A 17,853-nucleotide genomic window follows, 5' to 3' on the forward strand; every position below is an offset into this window, starting at 1 on the left:
TCGTGGCACGCCGCGTTCGCGGCTCCGGCTCATGGCGCGCCGCGATCGCGGCGCTGCCTCATGGCGCGCCGCGTTCGCGGCGCTGGTCGCACCGGCGCGCGCCATGGCACGATCGCGCCGATGACCAACGGCTCCGACACCGCGACTCACTTGCGCGACCTCGTGCGATTGCGGCGCGTGCGCGACCGCATCGACCGCGAATACGCGCAACCGCTCGATGTCGAGGCGCTGGCCCAGGGCATAGGCATGTCGGCCGGGCATCTGAGCCGGCAGTTCCGCGCCGCCTACGGCGAATCGCCGTACTCGTACCTGATGACGCGGCGCATCGAGCGGGCGATGGCGCTGCTGCGCCGCGGCGACCTCAGCGTCACCGAGGTCTGCTTCGAAGTGGGTTGCTCGTCGCTGGGCACCTTCAGTACGCGCTTCGCCGAACTGGTCGGCGTGCCGCCGAGCGTCTACCGGCGCGAAGCGGCGCTGACGACCGAAGGCTTGCCGCCGTGCGTGGAAAAGCAGGTGATGCGGCCGGTGCGCAATCGCGAGGCTCCGGAGCCGGGCAGGGCCTGAAGTCCGCCGCGGTGACCGATGGCGATGGATCGATGCGCCGATGGCCGTCGCAGCGCGGCCGCGGCTTGCGCCGCTGTTGCAGGAGAGTGCCGTTGCGACGCCGTGATGGAGCGGCCGCCCTCAGTGGGTGTGGTAGATCTTGCTGAGGATCTTCCACTCGCCGCCGAGCTTCAACAGTTGGAACAGGTCGCTGTAGCGCGCCCCGTTCCACTGGTCGGACTCGACCCGCGCCTGGGCGATAGTGCCGACGATCTCGATCGAAACGATCTGCGCCTGCAGTTGCCTGGCCGCGGGCGCGCTGTCGATGTAGTCGAACAGGCTGCGGATCGGGCCGCCGCTGAGGCTGCCGTCGGCCGCGAGGCCATGGATGGTCGCCTGCGGCAGGAATGCGGCGCGCATGAGTTCGCTGTTGCCCTCGCGACCGGCCTGGAGGTAACGCTCGAGCACCCTGCGAATCGCGGCGTAGTCTTCTACGGATGCTTCGGGCACGCGCTTGCTCGTTTCCGCCGCAGGCGAGGGCAGCGCCTGCGCTTGCGCGGCGCCGCACCAGGGCAGCGGCAGGGCCAGTACCGTTGCCAGCATCAAGCGCCGCGCGGGCCTTGGATCGTCTGTATGGCGCATGGCTCGGCCTGTGGTGGACGTGTTGTGGCGGGCGCGCGGTGGTCGGCGGCATGTGCGGGCGGCGGCGATGGCTGGCGCGGTTCCGCCGGACCGTCGATCGCGCTTTCGCGGAATATAGCCGCATTTGGGCGCGGCCACGGCCACCGTCGACGAACGGCGGCACGCGCCGCCGCGGAAGCCCGGCACGGCAGCGAGCACTCGGCGTAGCGACGTCCGGTCCTGCGGGTAGCGTTTTCCGCTACCTCGCCGGCAGTCGCGCGCAGCGGCCGCGTCGCTGCTACATTCGGCCGTCCTCTAAGGAGCCTCGGCCATGGCCTCGGGAAGTCTGGAACTGGAGAACTTCGTACGCGAAGCCTTGTTGCGTGGGCAAACCAAGGAGGCGACGGCGCAGGCCCTGGCGGCGGCCGGCTGGAGCGCCGAGCAGACCCGCGGTGCGCTCGACGCCTATGCCGACGTCGGTTTCGTGTTGCCGGTGCCGAAGCCGCGCGCCTCGCTGTCGGCGCGCGAGGCCTTCGCCTACCTGGTGATGTTCAGCACCCTGTATTTCGTCGCCTACAACCTGGGCAGCCTGTTGTTCGACCTGATCAACCTCGCCCGGCCCGACGCCGCCGACACCAGCTACGAATTCTGGCGCAAGAGCGTCGACGACTCGCTGCGCTGGTCGGTGTCGGCGCTGGTGATCGCTTTCCCGGTGTTCGTGTTCGTCGCGCACCGGGTCGCGCGGGACGTCGCCCGGCATCCGATCAAGCGGCTGTCGCCGGTGCGGCGCTGGCTGACCTACCTGACCTTGTTCATCGCCGCGACCGTGTTGATCGGCGACATGACCGCGCTGGTCTTCAACCTGCTCGGCGGCGAGCTGAGCCTGCGTTTCGTGCTGAAGGTGCTGGTGGTCGCGGGCATCGCCGGCAGCGTGTTCGGTTACTACCTGTGGGACCTGCGCCGCGAGGAGGGCCCGGCATGAGCGCACCGGTCGGACGATGGCTGCTGATCGCAGCCGCAGTGGCGATCGCGGCGGCGGTGACGGCCGCGGTCACGGTCATGGGCGGCCCGAGCGCGCAGCGCGACGCCAGGCTCGACCAACGCCGTACCCAGGAGCTCGACCGCATCAACAACGAGGTGCGCGATTACTGGAAACGGCACACGCGTCTGCCGCCGGACCTGGCGAGCTTGGCGAACCAGCCGGGTGTGGCCCTCAGCACGGTCGACCCGGTCACCGCCGCGCCGTATCGCTATCTTGCCGGCGAGGCCGGCCGCTTCCGGTTGTGCGCGACCTTCGCCACCGACACCGGACGCGAGGACGCCGGGCGTCGCGCCGCGGCCGTCGGCTACCCGCGCAGCTGGCGCCATCCGGCCGGCGAGCATTGCTTCGAGCGCGACGCGTCCAAGCCCGATAACTGAGGCGGTGGCGCTGGCGCGGACAGGCTGGCGCCTGCGGCCGCGGCGAGGACGCTCAGAAAACATAGCCGCCGTTGACGCGCAGCACCTGCGAGTTCACCCAGCTGCCGTCCGGGCCGGCGAGGAAGGACACGGCCGCGGCGATTTCCTCCGGCGTGCCGAGCCGTTCCAATGGGGCCAGGCCGCGGAAATGGGCGATCTGCTCTTCGTTCTTGCCGTTGAGGAACAGCTCGGTCGCGACCGGGCCGGGAGCGACCGCGTTGACGGTGATGTTGCGGCCGCGCAGTTCGTTGGCGAGTACGTGCACCAGGCCTTCGACGCCGGCCTTGGAGGCGATGTAGGGGCCGTAGGTAGGAAAGGCCTTGCCGATCACGCTGGTCGACAGGGCGACGATGCGGCCGCCGTCGCGCAGGTGTTGCGCGGCCAGGCCGAGCACGACGAAGCTGCCGCGCAGGTTGGTGCCGATGACGCGGTCGAACTCGGCCAGGTCGCCGCCCTGGATCGGCACGTAGGGCATGACGCCGGCGCTGTTGACCACTGCATCGAGGCGACCGTAGGTCTGCAGGGCGAGGGCGAACACGCGCTCCATCGCGGCCGGATCGGCGACATCGCCCTGGGCGGCTATGGCCTGGCCGCCGGCGTCGCGGATCTGCGCGACCACGGCCTCGGCCGCGGCGGCGTTGCCGGCGTAGTTGACGATCGCCGCGTAGCCGTCGGCGGCCAGGCGCAGGGCGATGGCGCGGCCGATGCCGCGCGAGGCGCCGGTGACCAGCGCGGTCCGGGTTTGCGCTGGCTGGGTTTGCCCTGATCGGGTCTTGGCCGATGGATTCGAGGCAGGCTGAGTAGTCGACATGGGCGGGCTCCGGTGGGCGGCGGCGGGATGCCAGGTGCCGCGGTGGAGGCAGTCTGCTGATTGGCTGGGGCTGGATAAACCATGCCGGATTGGCAATACAATTCAATAATTGCCAACAATGATCGCCGCCATGGACCGTTTCGAGGCCCTGCGCCTGTTCACCCGCATCGTCGAACTCGGCAGCTTCACCCGCGCCGCCGGCGTGCTCGACCTGCCCAAGGCCACCGCGACTCATGCGATCAAGGAACTGGAAGCGAGCCTGGGCGTGCGGCTGCTCGAACGCACCACGCGCCAGGTGCGGCCGACCCTCGACGGCCGGGCCTATTACGAACGTTGCGTGCACGTGCTCGCCGAACTCGACGACGCCGATTCGGCGCTGCGCTCGATCGCGAGCCATCCGCGCGGCACCCTGCGCCTGGACCTGCACGGCTCGCACGCGACCGGGATCATCCTGCCGCGCATCAACGAATTCCGCGCCCGCTATCCGCACGTCGACCTGGCGATCAGCAGCGGCGACCGCCTGGTCGACCTGGTCCGCGAGGGCATCGACTGCGTGGTGCGCTCCGGTAATCCGCGCGATTCCTCGCTGGTGGCCAAGCGCCTGGCGGTGATGCCGGAAGCGACCTGCGCGAGCCCCGAGTATCTGGCGCAGTTCGGCACCCCGCGGCATCCGGACGAGTTGTCGGCGCACCAGGCGGTGGGGTTTTTCTCGCGCGATCGCGAGCTGCGTTATCCGTTCGAGTTCATCGTAGACGGCGAGCCGCGCGAGATCGCGCTGAACTCGTGGATTTCGGTCGACGAGGCCGGATGCTATGTCGCCGCGGCCTTGCGCGGCTGCGGGCTGATCCAGTTGCCGCGGCATCACATCGAACCCTATCTGCGCGATGGCCGTCTGGTGGAGGTGTTGGACGAATACCGCAGCGCCGGCGTGCCGGTGTCGGTGCTGTATCCGCAGCACCGGCAGCTGTCGCCGCGCGTGCGCGTGTTCGTGGATTGGGTGTCGGTGCTGTTCGCGGAGAAGTTCGCGGGGGCGTAGACGGTCGTTTGGAGCAACCGCAATTCCCCTTGGCCCCCTTTCAAAGGGGGGAAGGGGAAACTCGGGTTGCGACAAGGAAAGCGAACAGACAGCGAGCGCTCTCGCTCAGTCGACCAGTTCCCGCACGTAGCGCAGCAAGCGCTCCAGCAGATCCGGATCGTCCACCGCGGCCGGTTTCGCGGCCGGTTTGTACAGCCGGCGCAGCTCCGGCAGCGGTTTCGCGACCGTGCCGAAGTCGCGCACGAGGCCGAGCGGTGCATAGCCGGTGTAGCCGGGGAACACCGTGGCGAGGTCGGTATTGCCCATCCGGCGCACCAGGATCTCCGACAGCACCTGGCGGTGATCGGTGGTCACCGGCACATCGCCGAAATGCGGCGACAGGATTTCCGGATCGAGCCCGGACCAGGTGCCGTAGAAACGCCGGCCGTTGACCGGGCCGCCGAGCACCAGCACCGGATTGCCGTAGCCGTGGTCGGTGCCGCCGTTGGCGTTGGCGCGCACGCGGCGGCCGAATTCGGACTGCACCACCACGGTCACGCGCGAGGCGTGTCCGCTCGCATCGAGCGCGGCATAGAACGCCGACAAGGCCTGCGAGAGTTCGGCGATCTTGTTCTGGTAGTAGTGGTAGCCGCTACCGGCGGTGCCCTGGCCGTCGTGGGTGTCCCAGCCGCCCAGATCCAAGGTGGCGTAGTGCAGGCCGAGGTCGAACTGGATCGACTGGGCGATGGTCCATAGCTGTTGCGCGAAACCGCTGGTCGGCCAGCCGGCCGGCGGCGCGCTGTAGGACTGGCGCGCGATCACCTGCAAGGCGCGGTCGGCGCGTTGGCCGCCGAGTTCGAGCGCGGTCGTGCCCGCCCACAGGCCGGCCAGGGTTTCGTTGACCCCGCGGAAGCCCACCGGCGAATCCGGCCGCGCGGTCTGCCACGACCAGGCGCCGGCATTGAGGGCGAAATCGCTCGGGCTGGCCATGGTCAGCGCCTGCACCGACGCGAGCAGCCCGGCCGGTTGCCGCGAGGCCACCCCGAGCGCCGGCAGTTTTTCCGCGCCGCTGAGGTTGGGCTGGGTGTTCATCGCGCGCGTCAGCCAACCGCTGCCGATGCCTTGTTGCCCGGGCGTGCCCAGGTCGATGTACAACTGCGCGTCGAAGTGACTGCGGGTCACGCTGGTGGCGAGGCCGCAGCCGTGCACGATGGCGAGGTGGCCGGCGTTCCACAGATCGCGCAGGCCGCTCGCGGAAGGGTGCAGGCCGAAGCCGGTCGCCGCGCCGGTGCCGAGCGTCAACGGCAGCGCGGCGTAGGTGCCGGTCGCGGCGATCGACAGGTTAGGCCGCGCCTGTTCGTAGAAGCTGCGGTCGTTGCCGCTGATCGGCACGACCAGGTTGAGGCCGTCCAGGCCGCCGCGCAGGAACAGGTGCACGACGGTGTCGTGACCGTTGGCGGCGGCGAAGGCCGGATTGGCGAACAGCAGGGCGGGGCCGCCTACCGCACCGGCGGTGACGGCGGCGGTGCCTTTGAGAAACTCGCGTCGGGTCAGCGTCATGTCGGCGGCCTGCTAGCGGCTGAGGAATTCGGGCGACATCAGGATCAGCGAGACCATGCTGCGCAACCGGTCCTGGTTGTAGTGGCGCTTGAGGTCGTTCGCCGCCCAGGTGTTGGTGTCGGTGACCACGTAGCTGAGCGGGTCGCCGTTCTGGGCCATGAAGGCGATCAGGGTCTGGCGCCGCGCCGCGGTCGGCAGATAGCCGAGGATGCGCTTGCACCAGAAATCGACCAGCTTGGTCGGCGTCCACGACGGCACCTTGCTGCGCGTGGTCGCCAGGATCGGCGCCATCGGCACGCCGCCGTCTTGGGCTTCGGTGATCCAGTTGAGAATCTTCCAGGTCATCGCGTAACTGCCCGAACCCGACCACGCGGCCTGGGTGTCGGGATAGCCGTTCGGCGCCGGCCATTCGTAAGGCGCATGACCGGTGAAGCCCATGCGCCAGGCGAATTCGTCGCTTTTCGGCGTGCCGACCGCGATCGTCCAGTCGCTGCCGAGCGTGCGCATCGCCGCGGCGACGGCTTCGAACGGGCGCCGCGATTTCATCCCCCAGGCCTGCGCGAACGCGCTCGACAGAACGATGTGGCGAACGGTCAGCGCGATCTGGTCGGGGCTGCGCCAGTTCTGGCGGAAGATCGCCGCCGCGCTGGCCACCAGGGTCGGGCTGGGCGTGTCGCTGACGAAGCGGCGGATCAGTTTCTTGCAGATGAAGCGGGCCACGCCCGGGTGGCTGGCGAGACGGTCGAGCACGTCGCGCCCGTCCTTCAAGGCCGGCTGCTCGGGATAGAGCATGCGGCCGAGCAGGAACTTCGGGCCGGCGTCGTGCCAGGCCTGGCGATAGACGAAGTTGCCGTCGTTCTCGGTCGGGTACTGCCAGTGGCCGTTCTTGATCGACCAGCCGGTGAAGGCCGAGGCGGTTTCGTAAACGTCGATGTCGGTGTAGCCGGCCGGATAGGTCGGGTCTTCGGCATCCGGCGGGACCTGGAACGGGTCCATGAAGCCCAGGTAATGCTCGGCGCCGAGCGTATGCAGTTCCAGCAACTCGCGGGCGAAGTTTTCGTTCGGGCCGGCGCGGGTGTTGGAGGCGTTGTCGAGGTAGTAGAGCATCGAGGTGCTCTTGGCGACTTCCTCGAGCATCGCGCGGAAATTGCCGAACGCGTGCGGGCGCAGCACGTCGCGCTGGTAGTGCACGTAGACCGGGCCGGCGTCGTAGTCGCTCGCGGTGACGTTGAAATGGTCGTGCCAGAAGTTGACCATGACCTCGCGCAGCTGGCGCTTGGAATGCACCGCGCGCACCAGCGCGGCGCGCTGCGCCTCCCAGGCCGGACGCATGCGCACTTCGTAGACCGGATTCGGCTTGACGTGGTCGGCCCACAACTGGGTCAGCGACTTGCCCAGGGTGGTGTAGCCGGCGTTGAGCAAGCGCGTCTCGACCGCGCTGTCGTCGATGTTGGCCCAGTCCAGCTGCCAGTCGACGTAGTTGGCCAGGCGCTGGATATCGGTGGTGCCGAGCGCGTTGAACTCGCTGATCGATTGCGCGGTGGCGCCGTAGCTGAGGCTGGCGAGCGCGCGCACCACGAACGGCGGACGCGGCAGGTCCAGCGGCGAGACCAGCATCGGCGAGGCCTGCACGTCGGGCGCGGGGCCGCGCGTCGCCTCGAGTTTGGCGCGTGCGGCTTTCGACGGCGTGCTGCGTCCGAGCGTGCCGTACCGATCCTGCAATCGAGCGCGGATCGCGGCCTGTTCGGAGGCGGTAATCGAGCGGGTCATCGGCGCGCTCCTGTCGTGGTCGTGTCGGGGAGCGCGAGCTTATGCCGCGGGCAAGCGGCAAAGTCCCGGTTGCGTCACAGATCATTCCGGCCTGGGATGCGCTGCGTCACTGTTCGAGTGCGTACCCGTGAAGACGAATTCACCTCGATGGCGCAGTTATCGGCATGGACGTGCGAGCCGTCACGCGAGCAAGGAGAACGTGTGCGAACGCAGAGCGTGCAGTTTTGCCGATTCTGTCGAATTGCCGACGCCGTCTTCACGAGCGGCTCGCAGCGGGTTCGTGCGCGAGCGCACAACGCCGTGCCCGCGCGGCCGGCAGGCTCTGCGGCGCAAGGCAAATTCCCGGTCGCCATATGCAGATGCAGCGCCTTCATTTCAGTGTCTGCTGCAGAGCAACAAAGATGAATCGCACGCCAGCCGCGACGCCGGGGAACGCAATGCCCCGCGGCCTGGCACCCCCTTCTGCCAAGGATTTCCCATGCACGCTGTCCTGCGGCTGCGACGCCGACCGCTTTCCGTTCTTCTTGCCCTGGCCCTGCCGGCGATCGCCGCGTCCGGCGCTGCCATAGCCCAGGACGCTCCGCCCGCCGAGCGGGCCGCGACCGATCTCGAACAAGTCGTGGTGACCGGCTCGCGCATTCCGCGCGCGACCCTGGAAGGGCCCTCGCCGGTCACCGTCATCAGCAAGGAAGAGATCGACGCGCAGGGCTATCGCAGCGCCTTCGATGCGATCAGCGCGCTGACCCAGAACACCGGCTCGGTGCAGGGCGAGGACTTCGGCAATACCTTCACCCCGGCGGCCAACACCATCAACCTGCGAGGCTTCGGCCCCAACCACACCCTGGTGCTGGTCAACGGCCGGCGCCTGGTCGACTACCCGCTCGCCTACGAAGGCTCGGTCAACGTCGTCAACCTCGCCAACATCCCGACTGCGCTGATCAAGCGCATCGAAGTGCTGGCCGGCGGCGCCTCGGCGATCTACGGCTCGGACGCGGTCGCCGGCGTGGTCAACATCATCCTCAAGGACAAGTTCGAAGGCACCGAGGTCAACTTGCGCGTCGGCGGCACCGAGCAGGGCGGCGGCCAGAACCAGCGGCTGCAGGTGGTCAGCGGCGCGTCGGGCGACCGGTTCGACGCAGTGTTCGGCATCGAGCTGCTGCATCGCCAGGCGATCTGGGGCGACCAGCGCGACTTCATGGATTCCTTGCTCGACCAGCCTGCCGGCACGGCGCTGTTGCCGACCCAGGTGGCGTTCCGGCGCAACGCGCAAAGCAACGGGTTCATCGACCCCGGAGCGGGTTGCGATGCGGTCTCCGGGCTGTATCACGGCTCGGTGCAGCGCACGCGCAATCCGCGCCAGGGCTGGTACTGCGGCAGCAACGAAGCCTCGCCGGCGTTCTGGACCGTGCAGACCCAGAAGAAGAACGCCGATGCCTACGGCTCGCTGACCTGGCGCCTGAGCGACCGCACCGAGGTGTTCGCCGACCTGCAGTTAGGCGTGTCCAGCATCGAGAACAACACCCGCGCGCCGAGCTGGACCTCGGACAACAACTACTTCTACAACCAGGCCAGCGGCCTCAACGAAATCTGGTACCGCCGCATCGCGCCGGAAGAGATCGGCTCGGCGCACGCCAACAACAACCGCTTCCTCGAACGCTCCTGGGCCTTCACCACCGGCCTGCGCGGCAGCTTCGGCGAGTCGGGCTGGGACTATGAGCTCGCCTACAATCGCGGCCGCTACGAAAACCGAACCAAGCGCCGCCAGTTTCTCAGCGGCATCAACGAGTTCTATCTCGGCCCGCGCCTGGGCACGCGCAACGGCATCGGGGTGTACAACCCCGATCCCGCGCGCCTGTATCGACCGCTGACCCCGGCCGACTACCAACGCCTGACCGGCTTCTACGAAAGCCAGAACGCGGCCTGGATTCAGAACCTCAGTTTCACCGTCAACGGCGACCTGTTCGAGCTGCCGGCCGGCACGGTCGGATTCGCCGGCGTGCTCGAAGCCGGGAACCAGGGCTACAGCAACCGCCCCGATGCGCGCCTGGGCAACGGCACCTTCTGGAACACCAGTTCGGGTACGCGCGCCGAAGGCGAGCGGGACCGCTACGCCATCGGCGCCGAAATCAACGTACCGCTCTTCAGCCGCCTGACTGCATCGGCGGCGGCGCGCTACGACGAGTTCCGATTCGCCGGGCGCAAGTCCGGCAAGGGCACCTGGAACCTCGGCCTCGAATACCGCCCGTTCGACAGTCTGCTGTTGCGCGGCAGCGCCTCGACCAGCTTCCGCGCACCGGACATGAACTACATCTTCGCCGCGGAGACGCGTGGCTATAACCCGGGCATGACCGACTACTGGCGTTGCCGCACCGCCGGCCAGCCTTACGACGATTGCGATTACTCGGGCCTGGCGATCGACTACACCAGCGCCGGCAACCGCGACCTGAAGCCGGAAAGCGGCAAGTCCTACGGGGTGGGCCTGGTCTGGTCGCCGTCGGAACGCTTCGACGTGTCGCTCGACTACTACAGCATCCGCCTCGAGGACGAAGTCACCAATCTCAGCAGCAGCCGTATCCTGCGCGAAGAGGCCGACTGCCGTCTCGGCGCGACCGTCGGCGGCGAGAGCCGCGACATCAATTCGCCGTTGTGCCGCAACGCGTTGAGCCGCGTGCTGCGCAACCCGGCCGATGCCGCGGTGCAACCGAACCAGGTGCGTCGCGTGTTGATCAACGCGATCAACGCCGCTTCGGAGCGCACCGACGGCATCGACCTGAAGAGCAACTTCCGCTGGAGCGCCGGCCGCTACGGCGATTTCAGCAGCCGCCTGGGCTATACCCTGGTGCTCAAGCACGATTACCAGCAGTTCTCCGACGACGAGAAGACCAACCGCCGCGATTCGCTCGACGCGACCGACTGGCGCAGCAAGGTCAACGCCGGGGTGACCTGGAACATCGGGCCCTGGACCTCGAACCTGGTCGCCCTGCGTTACGGCAGCTTGCCCAACAGCGACGGCAGCGGCCGCATCGCCCCATACACGCGCTACAACGGCAGCGTCTCCTATCGCTTCAACGAACGCGGCTCGATCGCCTTCATCGTCAACAACCTGCGCGACTCCAGGCCGCCGGCGGACCGCAGCGGCGGCGGCTGGCCGTTCTATCCGGTCGGCAACTACGACCCTTACGGCCGCCAGTTCTGGCTGGAACTCGACTACCGTTTCCGCTGAGGACGCGGCACCGGCGCACGCGCAGGACTCGCGTCGTCGGCGGATAGCGCCAGGGCAAAGAGAAAGCGGGCCCCGGCCCGCTTTCTCGTATCCAGCCGATGCGGCCGAGCGTGCGCTCAGAACGGCCCGTTGATCGCCAGCGAGCGGCTCAAGGTCTTGGCCTCGCCGGTGGCCAGGTTGGTGTAGGTCACGTTGACGATGTCCGAGATCGCCATGCCGCCGCGATATCGCTGGCTGCAGCGCGAGGTGGTGCAAGGCAGCACCAAGCCCAGTTCGGTGGTCCAGACATAGCTGTAGGCGCCGGCGGGCAGATTGCGGATCTCGAACTCGGCGGTGTAGCTGCTGGCCGGATAAAACGAAGTACAGCGGCCGAAGTTGCCCACCGGCGGCTGCTCGTTCGGGCTGACGAAGCAATACAGCACCGGCCCGGTGAGGGCCTGGGCGCCGGGCTGCGCCGCGGCCGGTGCGAAGGCGGAGGCGGCGACGAGGACGCCTCCGAACACGGTGTTCATGAGAGCCGATCCCTTTGATTTCATGAGGTCCGTTCCTGAGATGGCCAGACGATTCTGGCCGGTCGAGAATAGCGCGCAGGCAGCGGACGGGGCCGCGGGTTGTCGGAACTGACAGGCGCTGGGTCGACCTGGGCTGCGACCGATTGACGCAGGCGACTGCGAACTCGCCTCCGGGCGGTGTGGTGCGTCGCGTGGTCGATTGGCGCGATGCGATAATCGCCGCATCGCGTTCACGGACACCGTCTTGCTGCACCTGCTGATCTACTTGCGATACATGGCGGTGGCCGGGCAGGTGCTCACGGTCGCCTACGTGGTCGAGCGCCTGAACCTGCCGATTCCGGTCAGGCCGCTGCTGGCGATTTCGGCCGGCCTGCTGGCCTTCAACCTGGCCAGCCATGTGTGGTGGCTGCGCCATCGCCACGCCGGCACGCGCGCGCTGATTCTGCAGTTGCTGGTCGATTTGCTGACTCTGACCGCCCTGCTGTATTTCTCCGGCGGCCCGGCCAACCCCTTCGTGTCGTTGTACCTGGTGCCGGTGGCGGTGGCGGCGATCGGCCTGGAAATCGCGCCGATGCTCGGCCTGACCGTGCTGACCGCGGCGCTCTACACCTGGCTGCTGAGGCATCACGTGCCGCTGCCGCACGTGCACGGCAGCGATTTCGAACTGCACGTCACCGGCATGTGGGTCAACTTCCTGCTCTCGGCCGGGATCATGGGGGTGGTGTTGAGCCGCTTCATGGCGATCGTGCGCGATCAGCGCCGGCGCTTGTCGGAGGCGCGCGAACGCGCGATCCGCGACGAGTCGCTGTCGGCGCTCGGCTCGCTCGCCGCCGGCACCGCGCACGAACTCAATACGCCGCTGGCGACGATGAGCCTGCTAGTCGACGACTGGATCGCCAGCGAGGCGCCGCCGGCGCGCGAGGACGTCGAACTGTTGCGCGGCCAGCTCGCGCATTGCCGCGAGCATGTGCGCGCGCTGGCCGAGATGGCGCGCCGCGGCGCCGCCGGCGAAGCCACCGTCGAGGATGCCGACCGCTTCGTCCATGCCTGCGTCGACCGCTGGCGCCTGCTGCGGCCGAATGCGACCGCGGTGTTCCGCGGCGGCGCGGCCGAGCGCGAGGTGCGCATCGACGCGGCGCTGCCGCAGGCGTTGATCAACCTGATCAACAACGCCGCCGACGCCAATGCCGCGCGCGGCCGCGACGAGCCGGTCGAGGTGAGTACCCAGGTACGCGAGGGCTGGCTGGTGGTGACGATTCTCGACCGCGGCGCCGGCCCGGCCGGTATCGCCGCGCGCCCGCGCCACGACGCCGAGGGCCCGGGGCTCGGCATCGGCCTGATGATCTCCAAGGCCAGCATCGAACGCAGCCGCGGCCGCGTGCGCCAGTTCGAACGCGACGGCGGCGGCTGCGTCACCGAAGTCGACCTGCCGCTGACCGGGCCGGCGCCGTGAGCCTGCCCGCGCGCTTGCTGTTGATCGACGACGACCTGGCGTTCTGCCAAGTGCTGGCGCGGCTGCTGCAGCGCCGCGGCGTCGAGGTGCAGGCCCGCCACGACGCCGCGAGCGCGCTGGCGGCGCTGGACGGATTCGCGCCCGAGGGCATCGTGCTCGACCTCAAGCTCGGCGCCGACAACGGCCTGCTGCTGATCCGCGGCCTGCGCGAGCGTTGCCCGCAAGCGCGGATCGTGCTCGCCACCGGCTATGCCAGCATCGCCACCGCGGTCGACGCGATGCGCCGCGGCGCCTGGAACTACCTGCCCAAGCCCTTCGACATCGAAGCGCTGACGCAGTCGTTCGAGTCGGCCGCGGCGGAAGCGCCGCCGCCGGAACCGCCGCTCGACCCGCAATCTTTGCGGCGCCAGGGTTGGGAGCACGTGCAGCGCGTGCTGAGCGAATGCGGCGGCAATGTGTCCGCCGCCGCGCGCGTGCTCGGGGTCGACCGCCGCACCCTGCAGCGGCGCCTGGCCAAGCGGCCGGTGCGCGAGCGTTAACCGAACTGCTCGCGCTCCAAGGGCAGGAGCGGCGCAAGCCGCGCCCGCGCCATTTCGGGCGGCCTCGTCAGTCCGGTCTGGTGGAGAGCGCTCCAGCCCCGACCCTTTTCATCGTGTCGCGTCGGCTCTGCGGCGGCGTTGTCGCGGCTTGCGGTCGCCCCCCCCCCTTGTAGGAGCGACGTAAGTCGCGACCGCGGTGTTCCCAGCTCGCGCCGCAGGCCACGCTATGCAGTCGCGGCTCACGCCGCTCGTACAGGAAGCGACTCACCTGGAGCCCGGAAAACTGCGCAGTCGTCAGGCCCCTTGTAGGAGCGACGCAAGTCGCGACCGCGGGGTTTCCAGCTCGCGCCGCAGGCCACGCTATGCAGTCGCGGCTCGCACCGCTCCTACAGGGAGCGAGTCACCCTGGAGCCCGGAAAACCGCGCAGTCGTCAGGCCCCTTGTAGGAGCGCCGCAAGTCGCGACCGCGGGGTTTCCAGCCAGCGCCGCGCCGCAATTCACGGTCGCGGCTTGCGCCGCTCCTGCCTTGAAACGGTGCGGCGCTACTTGGCGGTGGGCTTATACCGCTGCAACCAATGTGCGGTGCGTTCGAGGTAGTACTCCGGCGCGCGCGGCGCGTAATCCAGATACTCGAAGGCCGGGTGCTTGAACGTCACCGCCGGTTCGATCTGGGTGCCTTCGTGCCATTCGTTGAACGAGGTGATGCCGATGAACGGCGCGCCGCTGTCGATCGCCGCCTCGAACATCGCGTCGTAATAGCGGCCGCCGTCGCGGTCCTGGGTGTTCTTGGCGTTCCAGGGGCGCACGCGGGTGTCGATGTAGCCCGGGCCGACCGAGGGAATGAAAAGTTTGCCGTGCTGTTTGGCCCACCGCTGCAGCTCGGGCCAATGCTCCGGCGTGGCGCCGTAGCTGAAGCCGCGGCTGGCGAAGTAGGTGTAGAAGCCGTCGAAGCCGGACTGCTCGAAGAAGGCGTGTTCGTCGGCGCCGACCCACAGGCCGAGCACGTCGGCATCGAAGGCGGTGCCGCGGATGCTGTCGGCGCCGTCGCGGCCCAGCACCTGCGCCCAGTCCTTGGCGTCGATGACGTAGGAGTCGTAGACGAAAAACAGCGGGCGCCGGCTGTCGGGATCGCGATAGAAGGCCGGGTGCGCGCCGAAGGTCTCGACCAGATAACGGATCGAGGCGCGCGCATCGGCGGCGGTCTTGCGCGCGGCCGGCTCGATCTGGAAGCAGATGCGCACGCCGTGGCGTTGCGCGGCCTCGAACAGCGGGCGCAGGCTCTTGAAGCTCGTGTCGTCGACGCCCAGCCAGGTCACCGCGATCAAGCCGATCCGCGCCGAGGCGATCATCGCCATGTGCCGCTCGATCACCGCCGGGTCGGCGCTGCTGTACTCGCCGAGCTGCGGATAGAAGTTGGCCGAGATATCGCCGCCGCCGGGCAGGCGTTTGGTGGTCCGGTCGCGGTCGTTCTCGCGCAGCACGTCGTGCGCCCAGTGCAACGGCGCGCCGTCGAGCTTGGGGCTGCCGTACCAGTTGTAGTAGAAGGCGATCGCGCGCGGGTTCAAGGACGGTCGCGCATCGGCCGCCGAGGCGAGCAAGGGCGACAGCAGCGAGACGAACGACAACAGACAACGCAGCAAGCACAGGCGCATGGGCGAGTAGGGCAGCGACGACCGGCCGACTATAGGGCGCCGCGAGCGTCGCGCACAGCGTCCGCAGCGCGCCGGCGCGCGGTTTTGCCCTTGTCGAAATTGTCCAAACGCATCGGCCGCCCGGCGATTTCGCGGCTGCGTTCGCGGGCGCCGCGTCGAGGACGGATATTTTTTGATTCGTTTGGATTTTTTTGGATCCGCCGACGCCAGCCTGGCCGGCTTGCAGAAGGGCAGTCAGTAGATGCCGACCCGGCCCAAGCCGCGACCGCCGTCTCAGGCCGCGCCGCCGCACTCCGGACCCGCGACGGCGCGCTTCGCTTTCTGTGATGCCACTCAACGTCGCCGCCGGAACGCCGTTCGTATTCGCATGGACGCCGCCCCGGCACGAGCGCAGTGTCGGTAGCCGTCCCACGATGCAGCCCCCGGGACGCCCGCAGTCGCTTCAGCACTCTCTACCCGAGCCGCCGCCGGCAACGACGGCGTTCCATGGAACTTCAGGAGAACTCGCATGACCGACCGTCGTCCGTTGCATCTCGCCATCGCCGTCGCGATCGGCTTCGCCGCCACCGCTTCGTCCGCGCCGGCCGCATCCTCCGGCGCCGACCCGCGTTTCGAACTCGACCTGGGCGGACTGCGCTTCGACCCGCGCGCCTCGACGCCGGTGCAGCCCAGCAGCACCTGGGGCCGCGCACGCGCCGACGGCGAAGACTGGCGCCTGGTCCAGTTCGGCGGCCCGATCCGCCAGGCTTGGCTCGACGAACTGCGCCGCGCCGGGCTGGAGCCGGTGCAATACATCCACCCCTACACCTATGTCGCCTGGGGCCGCCGCGATGCCTTGACGCGGCTTTCCGGCCGCCCCGAAGTGCGCTGGAGCGGCGATTTCCTGCCGGCCTACCGGGTGCAGCCCGAACTGCGCAAGGCCGGACTGCGCAAGGCCGCGGCCGGGTCGGTGGACGTCGACGTCGTCAGCCGCCGCGGCGACTCCGGCTTCGTCACCGCGCTCACGGTGCTCGGTGCGAGCAAGGTCGGCGGCGACGCCCGCGCGATCGATCGTCATCTGCAGGCGCAGACCTTGCGCCTGTCGGCCGACCGCATCGCGACCTTGGCGCAGACGCCTGGCGTGTACAGCGTGCAGAGCGTGCCGACCGACGGCGGCCTGCGCGGCGAGATCAGCAGCCAGATCAACGCCGGCAACGTCAACGCGGGCAATCTCGCCTTGCCCGGCTATCGCGCTTATCTGACCTCGATCGGCGTCGACGGCAGCGGCGTGACCATGGCCAACGTCGACGGCGGCATCTACCACACCCATCCCGACCTGGCCGCGCGCATGACCACCTGCGTAGGCAGCACCTGCGGCGCCGCGGCGAGCAGCGCCCACGGCACCCACACCGCAGCGATCATGGCCGGCGACGGCGCCTCCAACGTCAGCGTCAGCACCGCCAACGGCAGCTTCCGCCGCGGCCTCGGCGTAGCGCCCGGCGCCAGGCTCGTCGAGCAGCGTTATTCGCCGACCTACAGCCAGGCCGGCGGCATGCTGCTGTTGATGACCCAGTCGGTGCGCAACCGCGCCGTGATCTCCGGCAACAGCTGGGGCCCGGCCGGTACGCCACGCGGTTACGACAACGCCACCCGTCAGGTCGATGTCGGCGTGCGCGATGCCGACCCCGATGCGCCCGGCGATCAGCCGCTGAACTACGTGCTGTCGTTCATGAACGGCAACGGCGGCACCCAGAGCCAGGGCACGCCGGACGAAGCCAAGAACACCTTCACCATCGGCTCGACCAAGGGCCAGACCTCGGCCACGGTGCAACTGACCGCGATCAACGACCTGTCCAGCAACACCGCGCACGGCCCGGCGCTCGACGGCCGGCGTATCCCGAGCATGGTCGCCCCCGGGTGTTCGATCGATTCGGCCAACAGCGCGACCGGCCACGGCCTGATGTGCGGCACCAGCATGGCCTCGCCGCAGGTCGCCGGCGCCAGCGCGCTGTTCGTGCAGTATTACCGCAACCGCTTCGGCGCCGATCCGAGCCCGGCCCTGACCAAGGCGGCCTTCACCGCGGTCGCGCAGAACCTGATCGGCCGGCTCGACGCCGACGGCGGCACCCTCGGCACCGCACCCGACAGCAAGCAGGGTTGGGGACGGATGCTGATCAAGCCGGTGCTGCAGCCGGCGCAGAGCGTGCAGTACGTCGACCAGAGCCGGGTGTTCAACGCCAGCGGCGAGAGCTGGACGCGCAGCTTCACCGCGGCCGACCCGAGCCAGCCGATCCGGATCATGCTGGTCTGGACCGATGCGCCCGGCCATGGCCTCGGCGGCACCACCCCGGCCTGGAACAACAACCTCGACCTGCGCGTCACCGCCGGCGCCAGCACCTACCTCGGCAACGTCTTCTCCAGCAGCGGCTGGTCGGTCGCCGGCGGCAGCGCCGACACAAGGAACAACGGCGAAGGCGTGTTCCTGCAGGCCGCGCAGCATGGCGGCAGCGTCAACGTCGAAGTGCGCGCGACCGATATCAATTCCAACGCATTGCCGAACGCCGGCGACGACACCGACCAGGATTTCGCCCTGGTCTGCTACAACTGCGCCAGCTGACTGTCCCTGGCTGTTTAAAGCCCCTCTCCCGCATGCGGGAGAGGGGTTGGAGCGAGGGCAGATCGATGCGCAACGAACGATCGTCGAGAGGCCGCCACGC

The 17,853-nt window shown here is 68.9% G+C and carries 14 protein-coding genes; 8 read left to right on the forward strand and 6 right to left on the reverse strand.

The genetic code is table 11. The annotated features are described in order from the left end of the window. Positions 1-120: 120 nt before the first annotated feature. Positions 121-564, forward strand: coding sequence for a helix-turn-helix transcriptional regulator (locus tag ACSAMQ_RS11775; protein ID WP_435395818.1), 444 nt, complete (start codon positions 121-123; stop codon positions 562-564). 120 nt (positions 565-684) lie between these two features. Here ACSAMQ_RS11775 and ACSAMQ_RS11780 read toward each other — a convergent pair whose 3' ends face one another. Further along, positions 685-1,146: a nuclear transport factor 2 family protein gene (locus ACSAMQ_RS11780; RefSeq protein ID WP_435395819.1), complete on the reverse strand. Its 462-nt coding sequence runs from the start codon at positions 1,144-1,146 to the stop codon at positions 685-687. A 349-nt stretch (positions 1,147-1,495) separates the two neighbouring features. Here ACSAMQ_RS11780 and ACSAMQ_RS11785 point away from each other — a divergent pair, with 349 nt between their 5' ends. Both ACSAMQ_RS11785 and ACSAMQ_RS11790 read left to right on the forward strand, forming a co-directional pair. Beyond that, positions 1,496-2,146: a DUF5671 domain-containing protein gene (locus ACSAMQ_RS11785; RefSeq protein WP_435395820.1), complete on the forward strand. Its 651-nt coding sequence runs from the start codon at positions 1,496-1,498 to the stop codon at positions 2,144-2,146. Beyond that, positions 2,143-2,583 (forward strand): hypothetical protein, encoded by a 441-nt coding sequence (locus tag ACSAMQ_RS11790; protein ID WP_435395821.1) that lies wholly within the window; start codon positions 2,143-2,145, stop codon positions 2,581-2,583. Before ACSAMQ_RS11785 ends, ACSAMQ_RS11790 begins: the two co-directional genes overlap by 4 nt. A 52-nt stretch (positions 2,584-2,635) precedes the next feature. On the opposite strand, the gene ACSAMQ_RS11795 is transcribed toward ACSAMQ_RS11790, so the two are convergent. After that, positions 2,636-3,433 (reverse strand): SDR family oxidoreductase, encoded by a 798-nt coding sequence (locus ACSAMQ_RS11795; protein ID WP_435395822.1) that lies wholly within the window; start codon positions 3,431-3,433, stop codon positions 2,636-2,638. 130 nt (positions 3,434-3,563) lie between these two features. On the opposite strand from ACSAMQ_RS11795, the gene ACSAMQ_RS11800 reads away from it, so the two are divergent. Beyond that, complete coding sequence (locus tag ACSAMQ_RS11800; RefSeq protein WP_435395823.1) at positions 3,564-4,469, forward strand: LysR family transcriptional regulator; 906 nt, start codon at positions 3,564-3,566, stop codon at positions 4,467-4,469. Between the two features lie 105 nt (positions 4,470-4,574). Here the strand turns inward: ACSAMQ_RS11800 and ACSAMQ_RS11805 are convergent, their stop codons facing one another. Further along, positions 4,575-6,008: a DUF1501 domain-containing protein gene (locus tag ACSAMQ_RS11805; protein WP_435395824.1), complete on the reverse strand. Its 1,434-nt coding sequence runs from the start codon at positions 6,006-6,008 to the stop codon at positions 4,575-4,577. A gap of 12 nt (positions 6,009-6,020) precedes the next feature. After that, positions 6,021-7,778, reverse strand: a complete 1,758-nt coding sequence (locus tag ACSAMQ_RS11810) for a DUF1800 domain-containing protein (protein WP_435395825.1) — start codon at positions 7,776-7,778, stop codon at positions 6,021-6,023. Positions 7,779-8,256: 478 nt separating this feature from the next. On the opposite strand from ACSAMQ_RS11810, the gene ACSAMQ_RS11815 reads away from it, so the two are divergent. Further along, positions 8,257-11,001, forward strand: a complete 2,745-nt coding sequence (locus ACSAMQ_RS11815) for a TonB-dependent receptor plug domain-containing protein (RefSeq protein ID WP_435395826.1) — start codon at positions 8,257-8,259, stop codon at positions 10,999-11,001. A 116-nt stretch (positions 11,002-11,117) separates the two neighbouring features. On the opposite strand, the gene ACSAMQ_RS11820 is transcribed toward ACSAMQ_RS11815, so the two are convergent. After that, positions 11,118-11,513, reverse strand: coding sequence for a hypothetical protein (locus tag ACSAMQ_RS11820; protein ID WP_435395827.1), 396 nt, complete (start codon positions 11,511-11,513; stop codon positions 11,118-11,120). A gap of 244 nt (positions 11,514-11,757) precedes the next feature. Here ACSAMQ_RS11820 and ACSAMQ_RS11825 point away from each other — a divergent pair, with 244 nt between their 5' ends. Further along, positions 11,758-12,966, forward strand: a complete 1,209-nt coding sequence (locus tag ACSAMQ_RS11825; protein ID WP_435395828.1) for an ATP-binding protein — start codon at positions 11,758-11,760, stop codon at positions 12,964-12,966. Next, complete coding sequence (locus ACSAMQ_RS11830) at positions 12,963-13,505, forward strand: response regulator transcription factor (protein ID WP_435395829.1); 543 nt, start codon at positions 12,963-12,965, stop codon at positions 13,503-13,505. The genes ACSAMQ_RS11825 and ACSAMQ_RS11830 overlap by 4 nt, the downstream gene beginning before the upstream one ends. A 542-nt stretch (positions 13,506-14,047) precedes the next feature. On the opposite strand, the gene ACSAMQ_RS11835 is transcribed toward ACSAMQ_RS11830, so the two are convergent. Continuing rightward, on the reverse strand, positions 14,048-15,157 hold the full coding sequence (locus tag ACSAMQ_RS11835; RefSeq protein WP_435395830.1) for a glycoside hydrolase family 99 protein: 1,110 nt from the start codon (positions 15,155-15,157) through the stop codon (positions 14,048-14,050). 508 nt (positions 15,158-15,665) lie between these two features. Here ACSAMQ_RS11835 and ACSAMQ_RS11840 point away from each other — a divergent pair. After that, positions 15,666-17,753, forward strand: a complete 2,088-nt coding sequence (locus tag ACSAMQ_RS11840; protein WP_435395831.1) for a S8 family serine peptidase — start codon at positions 15,666-15,668, stop codon at positions 17,751-17,753. Positions 17,754-17,853: the final 100 nt, after the last annotated feature.

It is taken from the genome of Lysobacter sp. 1R34A (assembly GCF_051217035.1).
Taxonomy (GTDB): Bacteria; Pseudomonadota; Gammaproteobacteria; order Xanthomonadales; family Xanthomonadaceae; genus Lysobacter.